Origin of the sequence: Brevibacterium sp. p3-SID960 (genome assembly GCF_025144725.1) — a bacterium.
GTDB lineage: Bacteria > Actinomycetota > Actinomycetes > Actinomycetales > Brevibacteriaceae > Brevibacterium.
The window spans coordinates 82768-93936 of record NZ_JALXKS010000008.1 but is presented as its reverse complement, the minus strand read 5'-3'; the positions used below and the strand labels follow the sequence as shown (position 1 = coordinate 93936).

Sequence of the window (11169 nt, the reverse complement as noted above, 5' to 3'; positions counted from 1 at the left end):
TGGTCATCAAATGTCATTACATCCTTGCTTCAACCAGAAACAAAAAATATCTGGCATCACAAAAACAAACAAACACGCTATTGAGTTCTCAAAGAACAGACGCCCATCGACTCCGCCTGGCTTGCACCGGCCTCATCGAGGCAACTTCTCTATCTTAGCCCCCACTCGCACTTTGTCAACTCGACGCTCGGCCGGGTTTCGAAGTTAGTGTGGGCAACCCCGCTTCCGCTGCGTTTTTGCAGCTGCCCTGCGAGGCGGGCGGTTTTCTACTCTAGACCATCTGCGACTCGGTGTGCAAGTCGCTGTCTGCGATCTCGCTCACCTGCCCGTTGATCCGTCTTCCGGGTGATGTTTCCATCGCCCTCCGACATGGAGCAGCGTTGCCCCTCTTTCCAGGCGTTCTCCCTGGTCAGAGCCCTTGGACTTGCGCCCATCGCGCTAGGCAACGAGTACTAACTTAGACCCCCGCGAAGCGCCGATGCAACTCCGAACCCTGTGCCCTTCGTCACAGGAGCGACGGGAGGCTGCGGCTACTCCGGCGCGTTCGGCTTGCCGACGCCGATCTCACGTGTCCGACAGGGGTCATTCGACCGGTTGCTCGACCTCAGGATCTTGGTTTCTGACGTTTCCGACCGCTGTTCCGACTTTGACACGTCCCACCGATGCTGGATCGAAGCCAGTGACCAGGCCGTTGAGAACCCTGCGCGCACCACCGCGCTCATGCGATGGATCCAGCCAGTCGCCGAGATCCTCGGGGTCTGCCATCACCGGCATGCGGTCATGCACATCGGCCAGGTGTCCTGTCGAGGGGCAGGTGATGATCGTGGTCGAGACGAGCCATCCGTTCTTGATGGCCGGGTCTGTCACAACCTGTCCGTCGAGGTCAGGGCGACGCCGGAACTCAAAAAGCCCGACCATATAGAGAGGGCGCTCGGTCTCAGCCTGCATAAGCCACGGCTGCTTGCCGGTCTCGGTCTTCTCCCATTCGTAGTAGCCGGTGACCGGGATGATGCAGCGCTGGGAGGCGAAGGCATGGCGGAACATCGGCTTCTCGTGCACGGTCTCGGCGCGTGCGTTGAAGGCCTTGAAGCCGACCTTCTCCTCTTTCGCCCAGCCGGGCACCAGGCCCCAGCGAGCGGTCTCGAGCCGGCGGATGACCTCTCCTGTGTCTTCGACCCGTTCGGCGACGATCGGCAGGGCGGCGCCAGGAGGGACGTTGTACCGAGGCGTGAAGGTGTAGTCGACGACGTCGATGCCGAGCTCACCGACGATGTCGTGTGGATCGGTCGCCATGTTCAGTCGTCCGCACATATGCTGATCGTGCCACGTCAGTATGCTGGTGCCAAGTGTTCGCAGGTGAGCAGCTTCGGCAGGAGGAACGACGTGGAACGGGAGTTCGATCCGATCGACGAGTCGCGCAGGCAGTGGCTTGCCCATGGCTGGACCGACGCTGCCGACGGGATGACGCTCGTCATCTCCATCATGCGCGCCCACCAGCTGCTGCTCGCCCGGGTCGATCAGACGCTGCGGCCGCTGGGGCTGACCTTCTCCCGCTATGAAGTGCTCGCCCTGCTGTCGTTCACCCGCCGGGGCAGTCTGCCGATGAACAAGATCACCAAGCGACTGCAGGTGCATGCGACCTCGACCACGAACTCTGTCGACCGGCTGGAGGCCGCCGGCCTCGTCGCCCGCCGTCCACATCCGGCTGACGGGCGCACGACGCTCGTCGAGATCACTGAGGCCGGCCGTCAGCTCGTCACCGAGGCGACAGCTGACCTCAACCGGGATGTGTTCGAACAGCCCGGTCTTGCTGCTGCCGATGTCAGCCGGCTGCTCAGTGAGCTCGCCTCACTGCGCGCCGGGCTCGGCGACTCCGCCCGGGCCTGACGCCCTTCACCGGGCGCCGACGTGGGCCTGGATGATGGAGATGACCTGACTGCGCACGCCGGTCGTCAGCAGCCCGAATCCCAGCGGGCCGCCGTCGTCGGTGCCCAGCCGCGGCAGCTGGCGCAGCGCAGTGCGGGCATCGGGTGTCAGCGCCCCGAGCTGCCAGCGCACCTCATCATCGACCGCCTGAGCGTCGGCCGGCAGCGCAAGCCCCGCCGCCTGCGCAGCATAGGCTGCAGCACCGAGAGCATGGACACCCATATGTGCCACCGCCTCTGCCTGCACTGCAGCCCGGGCCGCGGCCGCTCCGGCCGGTGAGCTTGCGGAGCTGGCTGCGCGCCCGGCGTCGACGCGGCACTGGGTCTGGCCGGCGGCCCCTAGCTCGCTGCGTCTGAAGGCGTAGGCGCGCTCGATCGCATCGCGGATGCGATCATCAGATGTCTCGGCCTCGAACAGGGGCAGCACACGTGCGGCGCAGTCAGCAGCCCAGCCGGCAGCTGCGCGCCGGTGGGCAAGGCTGAGAGTCTGCGAGGAGACCATGGGGATGACCTTCCGGGGATACCTCTGGGGATCGATGGGGCGGTCCGACTGCGGCGGGGTGACCGCGGTCGCACCGACAGCCTACCGCCACCGCCTGCCAGACCCCAGTCCTCGGCACCTGGGTGCCCACCGCCTCGGGAGCGGATGGCACAATGGTGCCCAAGGAAAATTAGTTGGACGTCCAAGTAATCTTCACTACCCTTAGAAGCAGACCGGTCGTGCATTCCGCGGCTGCCGCACGCCCGTCTGTGCACGGCACGACCCACAGCAGAAGGAGCCACGATGGCACGCTCAACCGCGTCCGCTCTGACATTCGGGCTGACCGACGACCAGATCGAACTGTCCAATATGTGCCGCGATTTCGCCGATGCCGAGATCGCTCCGCACGCCCTCGACTGGGATGCCAACAAGCACTTCCCCGTCGACGTCATCCAGAAGTCCGCCGAGCTCGGCATGGGCGGCATCTACGTCTCCGAGGAATCCGGTGGTGTGGGACTCGGCCGGCTCGATTCCGCTCTCATCTTCGAGGCCCTGTCGACCGGCTGCCCGTCGGTGGCCTCCTACATCTCCATCCACAACATGGTCGCGTGGATGGTCGACAAGTACGGAAATGAGGAGCAGAAGGAGAAGTATCTTCAGCCGCTGGTGGCCTTCGAGAAGCTCGGCTCCTACTGCCTGACCGAGCCCAACGCCGGCTCTGATGCCGCAGCGCTGCGCACCACCGCGCGGCTCGACGGCGACCACTACGTGCTCAATGGCGTCAAACAGTTCATCTCCGGCGCCGGAACGTCTGAGATCTACCTCGTCATGGCCCGCACCGGCCAGGAGGGATCGCGCGGCATCTCGACGTTCATCGTCGAGAAGGACACCGAGGGCTTCGACTTCGGACCCAATGAGATCAAGATGGGCTGGAACGCCCAGCCGACCCGCCAGGTGTTCATGGAGAACGTCAAGGTGCCGGTCGAAAACCGCCTCGGTGAGGAGGGCGAGGGCTTCAAGATCGCGATGTCCGGCCTCGACGGCGGCCGCCTGAACATCGGCGCCTGCTCGCTCGGCGGCGGACAGTCGGCACTGGAGAAGGCCATCACCTACATGGGTGAGAGGCAGGCCTTCGGCACCGAGCTCAACGGCTTCCAGGCGCTGCGCTTCCGGCTGGCGGACATGCAGACGAAGCTCGAAGCCGCCCGCTCCCTGCTGCGCCGGGCCGCAGCGGCCTATGACGCCGGAGACCCCAACACCTCCCTGCTGGCGTCGATGGCGAAGCTGGCGGCGACCGATGCCGGCTTCGAGGTCGCCAACGAAGCCCTGCAGCTGTTTGGCGGATACGGTTATCTCAACGAGTATGGAATCGAGAAGCTGGTGCGCGATCTGCGCGTCCACCAGATCCTCGAAGGCACGAACGAGATCATGCGGGTCATCATCTCCCGCAAGAGCACAGGAGTGGGATAAATGACGTCATCTGACGACGCGCTCGTCATCACACACGTGGTGAACGGCCTCGGCCGCATCGAGCTGAACAAGGCCAAGGCGATCAACGCCCTCGGCCGCGACATGGTCGCCTCCATCGACAGCGCACTCAACGAATGGCGCAACGATGACGCCGTCGCCGCTGTGCTCATCACCGGCCGCGGAGAACGCGGCCTATGCGCCGGCGGCGACATCAAGGCGATCTACCAGGATCTGGTCGCTGGCACCTCCGAATCCCAGGACTTCTGGGCTGAGGAGTACCGGATGAACTTCGACATCGCAGGCTACCCCAAGCCCTACATCGCGATCATGCACGGCATCACGATGGGCGGCGGCGTCGGCGTCTCCGTCCACGGCTCGCACCGCGTGGTGACCGAGACGACGAAGCTGGGCATGCCCGAGACCGGCATCGGCCTGTTCCCCGACATCGGCGGCACCTACCTGCTCGCCCAGACCCCCGGTGAGATCGGCATGTACATGGGCCTCACCGGCCTGCCGATCGGACCGGGTGCCGCACTGGCCTACGGGCTGGCCGACACATTCGTTCCCCAGGAGAGGGTCGAGGAGCTCGTCTCAGCACTCGAGGCCGACGGCACGAAGGCCGTCGAGACTCTGGAGTCGTTCGCCGGCGAGGCACCGGCCAATGAGCTGGCCGAAGCTGAGGCGTGGATCAACACGTGCTTCGCCCACGACTCGGTCGAGGCGATCATCGCAGCCCTCCTCGCCCACGGCGACGAGGACACCGCGAAGACCGCCGAGGTCATCAAGTCGAAGTCGCCGCAGTCGCTGGCCGTGACCTTCGAGATGATCCGCACCGCCAAGACAATGACCCTGCAGGAGGTCCTCGAACGCGATCTGCGCGCCGGTACCGAGATCGCAGCCCGCCCGGATCTGCGCGAGGGCATCCGCGCCCAGGTCATCGACAAGGACCGCAACCCGCAGTGGAACCCGGCCACCCTCGGCGAGGTCGAGCAGGCCGAGGTCGATGCGATCCTCAACACCGAACAGGACAGGAAGGTTTTCTCATGACCGACTTCGAGACGATTCTCACCGAATCCGCCGACGGCATCGCCGTCATCACGATCAACCGCCCGAAGGCGCTCAACGCCCTCAACCAGCAGGTGCTCGAGGACATCGCCACCGCGGCCGAGCAGTTCGACGCCGATGATGCCGTCAAGGCGATCATCATCACCGGCACCGACCGCGCCTTTGCCGCTGGTGCTGACATCAAGCAGATGGCCGAGCTCGACTTCGCCACCGCCTTCAAGACCGACTTCTTCGCCGGCTGGAGCCGCCTGACCTCGGTGCGCAAGCCGACGATTGCTGCGGTCAATGGCTTCGCTCTCGGCGGCGGCTGCGAGGTTGCGATGATGTGCGACATCCTCATCGCCTCGGAGAAGGCGAAGTTCGGCCAGCCGGAGATCAACCTCGGCGTGCTGCCGGGCATGGGCGGCTCCCAGCGCCTGACGCGTGCGATCGGCAAGGCCAAGGCGATGGACCTGTGCCTGACCGGCCGGATGATGGACGCCGAGGAGGCCGAGCGCTCCGGTCTCGTGGCCCGCGTCGTCCCGCACGACGAGCTGATGGACGAGGCGAAGAAGATCGCCGCGACGATCGCCGGCAAGTCGCGCATCGCCTCGGCGATGGTCAAGGAGGCCGTCAACGCCTCCTTCGAGACGACGCTGCAGCAGGGCCTGCTCTTCGAGCGGCGCCTGTTCCACTCGGCACTGGCGACCAACGACCAGTCCGAGGGCATGGCGGCCTTCGTCGAGAAGCGCGACCCGAACTTCACCGACACCTGATCGGTCCTGCCGGCAGCAGCTGGCCACCGCGCCCGAGGCGGCGGTCACCTGAACGGGCGGCCGCCGCCTTTCGCGTGGTGTGGGTTACAGTAGTGGGCGACAATGCTTAACAATCGTTCGGTCACCCCGATATCTCCGAGGAGAAACATGACTCTTCCCGAGGTCCTCACCCGTCCCCTGCGGCTGCCGGTCATCGCATCGCCGATGTTCATCGCCTCCGGCCCCCAGCTCGTCACCGCCCAGTGCCAGGCCGGTGTCATCGGCGCGTTCCCCACGCTCAACGCGCGCCCGGCCGAGCTGCTCGATGAGTGGCTGCACGAGATCGAAGAATCCAATGCGGCCTTCACCAGGGCGAACCCGGACAAGCCGGTCGGCGCAGTGGCGGCGAACCTCATCGTGCACCGGTCCAACAACCGCATCGAGGCCGACCTGGAGACGATCGTCAAGCACCAGGTGCCGATCGTCATCACCTCCCTCGGCGCGCGCACCGAGGTCAACGACGCCGTGCACTCTTACGGCGGCATCGTGCTCCATGACGTCATCCACAACGGCTTTGCGCACAAGGCGATCGAGAAGGGAGCCGACGGGCTCATCCTCGTCGCCGCCGGCGCCGGCGGACACGCCGGAATGCTCTCGCCATTCGCGTTCCTTAACGAGGTCCGCGCCTGGTTCGACGGCCCGATCGCACTCTCCGGGGCGATCGCCCACGGCCGCTCGGTGCTTGCCGCCCAGGCAGCTGGGGCTGACTTCGCCTATGTCGGTTCGGCGTTCCTCTCGACCCCGGAGGCGCAGGTGACCGATGGGTACCGGCAGATGATCGTCGACTCGACTGCCAGTGACATCGTCTACACCAACCTCTTCACCGGCGTGCACGGCAACTATCTGCGCGGCAGCATCGAGGCCGCCGGCCTCGACCCGGACGACCTGCCCGAATCCGATCCTTCGAAGATGAACTTCGGCTCTGGCGGCTCGGAGAAATCGAAGGCCTGGCGCGATATCTGGGGCTCCGGCCAGGGTATCGGCACGATCGATGAGTCCCTGCCAGCCGGTGAGCTCGTCGCCCGCCTGGCCGATGAGTACGAGTCCGCGAAGGCCGACCTGCTCGCCACCCTCGGGGCCGGATCATGACCGACCAACCCGAGGTGCTCACCGAGGTCCGCGACGGCATCCTCGTCATCACCCTCAACCGGCCCGAGGCGAAGAACGCTGCGACCGCGGAGATGGCCCGGCTCATGGCTGGGATCATCGACGACTTCGATGCTGGTGACAGCCTCTGCGTCGCCGTGCTCACCGGTGCTGGTGGGACGTTCTGCTCCGGGATGGATCTCAAGGGATTCGTGCGCGGTGAGCTGCCCGGCCTGCCCGGTCGTGGGTTCCTGGCACTGACCGAGGCACCGCCTGCCAAGCCGCTCATCGCTGCGGTTGAAGGCTATGCGCTGGCCGGTGGGTTCGAGACGATGCTCGCCTGCGATCTCGTCGTTGCCTCGGAGTCGGCGAAGTTCGGCATCCCCGAAGTCAAACGCGGCCTCGTCGCTGCCTCCGGCGGACTGGTGACCCTGCCCGAGCGCACCCACCGCGCCGTGGCGATGGAGATGGCACTGACCGGTGACATCTACCCGGCGGCGTTCGGCGAGAAGCACGGCTTCGTCAACGCGCTGGTGCCTGAAGGTCAGGCACTCGACGGCGCGCTGGCGCTGGCCGAGCGGATCGCGGCGAACGGGCCGCTTGCCGTTCGCGCCTCGAAGCAGATCATCAGCGAAAGCCCCAACTGGCCGGCCGGTGAGAAGTTCACCCGCCAGGCGGCCATCAGCGACCCAGTCATGGAATCCGCCGACGCCCGCGAAGGCGCCACAGCGTTCGCCGAGAAGCGCGCACCGCGCTGGACCGGACGGTGAGAGCCGCCGGCACCTGCTTCAGCGACGAAGCGCCTCGCACTGATCAGGGCGAGGCGCTTTGCTCATTCATGAGTTCGAGACGAGTTCTGATGTGTCTCTGACGGTGATGGCGTCCCAGCCCGGCGTCGCGCCGCCGGCCGCGTGGACGGCTGCCCGAACTGCCGAGTCTGCTGTCTGAGCTGCCGCTTCGAATGTGTCACCTTCGGTCGTGACCGTTGCGGCAATGAGACTTTTGACCGCGTCCATGGAGACGGTCGAATCAAGCAGCGACGGGGTCACGTCTTCCAACGACGCGAGCTCATCGGCGAGGGCATCGACAATCGATTCCAGGTCAGTATCACCGCCGATCGAGACGCGGAATTCGATCTCGGAAACAACCATGACCCTCTGCTGCTGAGTCATGTGCCCTCCTCCCAGGGGTAGCATGGCTGACGATACAACCAGCCGAGTGTGTCCCTGACATACTTTGGATTGCTCGGCGACAGATGGATGGTTCGCATATGCTTGCCGCAGGGACACTTCACTTTATAGTACTTTTTCCGTGGGTCGACGATCTCCCAGCTTGCTTCGTGAAACTCTCCCAGCAGCGCTTCGAGCTCCTTCTGCGGGTGCCGCTTCCAGTATCGCCCCATATTCCTAAACGATACTTTCCCAAACCTGCACCGCAACGCCTCGGACAAATCTGTGGATATCCAGCGTTAAACCCGTTCGTGAGAAGGAAGCTTCGACCGGTACCGACTTGATCCGCTCTATCGCTTCCCGCCTTCTGCTGACAGCGGATCGCCATTGTCGCCGACGGCCCTGAACTAGGGTGAGGGAATGAGTCTCTCAGAGCTTCTCTTCGGTGGCAACTGCATGCTCGGTGGCCAGCTTGTCACCGCTTTCGCCTACGCCGATCATCACGTCGCGCGCACCTGCCGCGGCACGTCTCCTGTTGACGAGACCGCCGAGTTCATCACCGTCGACCGCGGCTCCGCTGACGCACTGAAGCCACTGGCGGGCCGCAGCTGGGACGTCGCAATCGACCTGACGAGCCACCCAGGCTTCGTCCGCGACGCGCTCGGGACCGTCGGCGCCGCGCACTGGATCTACATCTCCTCGGCCAGTGTCTACACCCGCGGTGACATCTTCGAGCCAGACGAGACCGCCCCGATCCACCCGGCCATGGCCGACGACAAGCTCGAGGACTGACCGACTACGGTGCCGCGAAGTCGGCCAGCGAGGCAGTTGTCGAACGACTCGCCACCCATCAACTCATCATCCGCCCCAGCCTGCTCGGCGGAGCCGGCGGTGACACCGGCCGCTCGGGTTAATACCCGTGGCGGTTCGCATATCCCACCGGGACCGAGGTCGTGGTTCCGATGGACATCGGCTTCGCCCTCAGCCTGCTAGACGTTACCGACCTAGCCGGCTGGATCGTGCACTGCGCTGAGCACCGGATCACCGGAACTTTCAATGCCGCAGGCCCCACGGCCACGCTCGGAGAGCTGCTCGACGCCGCGCAGCAGGCTGCCGGCACCAAGCTGGAGTTTCTGCCGGTCGACGCGGGCCTGCTCAACGACGCCGGAGCAGGCGTGTGGATGGGCTCGGAGAGTCTGCCGCTGTGGGCTGAATTCCCTGACATGCCGTTCATCGGCACCCTGCCGCCAACTCTCTGCGCCGTCAGGTGACCGATCTGCGGTGGCGCCCTGCGCCTCGGGAGCGGGAGCGCCGTCGAAGAGCAGGTGCGGTTCGATGCGGCCGAGCACTGTGCCCAGCACCGCGGCCCGCGGATTGCGGGCATGCACACGCTTGCGGATGAGGGCCAGACGCGACTCGCGCTCGGCGTTGGGGACGAGGTCGAGCTTGTTAACAAGGGCGAAGGTGACCGCGGCCTAGCGGACCGTGGCAGGTCGCCGTCGTCGATGGTGGTGAAGTGCTCACAGGCATCGATGACGTCGATGAGCCTGCCGAGGCGGAAGCGGCTGCGACCCCAGCGGGAGATCCGGGCGAGGATGAGGGGCTCTGCGAATCCACTCGCCTCGACGAGGATCGCATCGAGGGCGAGTGCAGGTTCGGCCATCGCAATGAGAGCGTCTTCCGTACCGCCGGCCTCAGTGAGGCAGCAGATGCAACCGCCGGAGTTCGAGACCGGTTCGTCGACCTGGCCGCTGATGAGCCCGGCGTCGACGTTGAGCTCGTCGAAGTCGTTGACGATGAACCCGATGCGCGCGACCGGGTGGCGCAGCAGATGGTTGAGGACACTGGTCTTGCCGACGCCGAGGTAGCCGGTGAGCACGATGACGGGCACGGCGGCACGAGCGTTCGGCAGCTCATCTGCCGGCGTTGCCCGCACCTCGGCACGAGTACAGACCGGGTACCCGAGACACACAGTCGAGAGTCTCGGATGAGACCGGATCGACAGGAATGACCATCTCCGCTGCTGAGGCCATGATCTGGTTTTACCGACACTTACGCTCCTAAGTGCTGGTCCGGACTGGCTGGCCCACAGCTTTGACGCGTCTGTGAATGACGAAAGCGGCTCACCCAGCTCAGAGGGTGAGCCGCTGAGCCGGAACTCAGAAGTCCCAGTCTTCGTCTTCGGTGTTCTCGGCCTTGCCGATGACGTAGGACGATCCGGAGCCGGAGAAGAAGTCGTGGTTCTCATCGGCGTTCGGTGACAGCGCCGACAGGATCGCCGGGTTCACGTCGGTGACCGATGCCGGGAACATCGCTTCGTAGCCCATGTTCATCAGCGCCTTGTTGGCGTTGTAGTGAAGGAACTTCTTGACGTCCTCGGCCAGTCCGACGGAGTCGTAGAGATCGTGGGTGTACTGCACTTCGTTCTCGTACAGCTCGAAGAGCAGCTCGAAGGTGTAGTCCTTGAGCTCCTGCTTGCGGGCATCGTCGACCTCGGCGATTCCGCGCTGGTACTTGTAGCCGATGTAGTACCCGTGCACGGCCTCGTCGCGGATGATGAGGCGGATGAGGTCAGCGGTGTTCGTCAGCTTCGCCCGGCTCGACCAGTACATCGGCAGGTAGAAGCCGGAGTAGAAGAGGAAGGACTCCAGGATCACCGAAGCGACCTTACGCTTGAGCGGATCGTCCCCACGGTAGTACTTGAGGATGATCTGCGCCTTCTTCTGCAGCGACTGGTTCTCCGTCGACCACCGGAAGGCGTCGTCGATCTGGCGGGTGTTGGCCAGCGTCGAGAAGATCGACGAGTACGACTTGGCGTGCACCGACTCCATGAAGGCGATGTTCGTCAGCACCGCCTCTTCGTGCGGGGTGCGCGCGTCCGGCAGCAGGGAGACAGCGCCGACGGTGCCCTGGATGGTGTCGAGCAGGGTCAGTCCGGTGAAGACGCGCATCGTCAGCGTCTTCTCGTCCTCGGTCAGCGTCGCCCACGACTGCACGTCGTTGGACAGCGGCACCTTCTCCGGCAGCCAGAAGTTGGCTGTCAGCCGATCCCAGACCTCGAGGTCGACATCATCCTGGATGCGGTTCCAGTTGATTGCGTCCACATGGGACACGAGCTTGAGCTGCTCGGTCATGTTCACTCCTGATAACTCAAAGATGTGGTGAGGTTGCCTCGTGCC

12 protein-coding genes and 1 pseudogene are annotated in these 11169 nt (G+C 64.8%); 8 read left to right on the top strand and 5 right to left on the bottom strand.

The features are described from left to right. Positions 1-582 precede the first annotated feature (582 nt). On the bottom strand, positions 583-1311 hold the full coding sequence (locus tag M3B11_RS04325) for an SOS response-associated peptidase (RefSeq protein ID WP_259875532.1): 729 nt from the start codon (positions 1309-1311) through the stop codon (positions 583-585). A 72-nt stretch (positions 1312-1383) separates the two neighbouring features. Between M3B11_RS04325 and M3B11_RS04320 the strand changes: the two genes are divergently transcribed. Further along, the gene (locus M3B11_RS04320; RefSeq protein ID WP_259875531.1) at positions 1384-1887 is read left to right on the top strand and encodes a MarR family winged helix-turn-helix transcriptional regulator; all 504 of its coding nucleotides are present in this window, start codon (positions 1384-1386) and stop codon (positions 1885-1887) included. Between the two features lie 6 nt (positions 1888-1893). On the opposite strand, the gene M3B11_RS04315 is transcribed toward M3B11_RS04320, so the two are convergent. Next, positions 1894-2427, bottom strand: a complete 534-nt coding sequence (locus M3B11_RS04315) for a putative immunity protein (protein WP_259875530.1) — start codon at positions 2425-2427, stop codon at positions 1894-1896. Between the two features lie 282 nt (positions 2428-2709). Between M3B11_RS04315 and M3B11_RS04310 the strand changes: the two genes are divergently transcribed. The 5 genes from M3B11_RS04310 (at position 2710) to M3B11_RS04290 (ending at position 7591) form a co-directional block, all read left to right on the top strand. Beyond that, on the top strand, positions 2710-3876 hold the full coding sequence (locus tag M3B11_RS04310) for an acyl-CoA dehydrogenase family protein (protein WP_259875529.1): 1167 nt from the start codon (positions 2710-2712) through the stop codon (positions 3874-3876). After that, positions 3877-4923 carry an enoyl-CoA hydratase/isomerase family protein gene (locus M3B11_RS04305; RefSeq protein ID WP_259875528.1) on the top strand — a complete coding sequence of 349 codons (1047 nt, stop codon included), beginning with the start codon at positions 3877-3879 and terminating at the stop codon, positions 4921-4923. Next, the gene (locus M3B11_RS04300; protein ID WP_259875527.1) at positions 4920-5696 is read left to right on the top strand and encodes an enoyl-CoA hydratase; all 777 of its coding nucleotides are present in this window, start codon (positions 4920-4922) and stop codon (positions 5694-5696) included. Before M3B11_RS04305 ends, M3B11_RS04300 begins: the two co-directional genes overlap by 4 nt. A 147-nt stretch (positions 5697-5843) precedes the next feature. After that, positions 5844-6824, top strand: a complete 981-nt coding sequence (locus M3B11_RS04295; protein ID WP_259875526.1) for a nitronate monooxygenase family protein — start codon at positions 5844-5846, stop codon at positions 6822-6824. Then, complete coding sequence (locus M3B11_RS04290; protein WP_259875525.1) at positions 6821-7591, top strand: crotonase/enoyl-CoA hydratase family protein; 771 nt, start codon at positions 6821-6823, stop codon at positions 7589-7591. Before M3B11_RS04295 ends, M3B11_RS04290 begins: the two co-directional genes overlap by 4 nt. A 66-nt stretch (positions 7592-7657) precedes the next feature. Here the strand turns inward: M3B11_RS04290 and M3B11_RS04285 are convergent, their stop codons facing one another. Next, positions 7658-7993 carry a hypothetical protein gene (locus tag M3B11_RS04285; protein ID WP_259875524.1) on the bottom strand — a complete coding sequence of 112 codons (336 nt, stop codon included), beginning with the start codon at positions 7991-7993 and terminating at the stop codon, positions 7658-7660. Between the two features lie 417 nt (positions 7994-8410). Here M3B11_RS04285 and M3B11_RS04280 point away from each other — a divergent pair, with 417 nt between their 5' ends. Then, the gene (locus tag M3B11_RS04280; protein WP_259875523.1) at positions 8411-8782 is read left to right on the top strand and encodes a hypothetical protein; all 372 of its coding nucleotides are present in this window, start codon (positions 8411-8413) and stop codon (positions 8780-8782) included. A 161-nt stretch (positions 8783-8943) separates the two neighbouring features. Continuing rightward, on the top strand, positions 8944-9261 hold the full coding sequence (locus M3B11_RS04275) for a hypothetical protein (RefSeq protein WP_259875522.1): 318 nt from the start codon (positions 8944-8946) through the stop codon (positions 9259-9261). Between the two features lie 308 nt (positions 9262-9569). Here M3B11_RS04275 and M3B11_RS13375 read toward each other — a convergent pair. Next, positions 9570-10238, bottom strand: a pseudogene (locus M3B11_RS13375) (GTP-binding protein); the annotation flags it as partial. Further along, positions 10150-11124: a class 1b ribonucleoside-diphosphate reductase subunit beta gene (nrdF, locus tag M3B11_RS04265; protein ID WP_217007367.1), complete on the bottom strand. Its 975-nt coding sequence runs from the start codon at positions 11122-11124 to the stop codon at positions 10150-10152. The gene nrdF and the pseudogene M3B11_RS13375, both read right to left, overlap by 89 nt. Between the last annotated feature and the right edge of the window lie 45 nt (positions 11125-11169).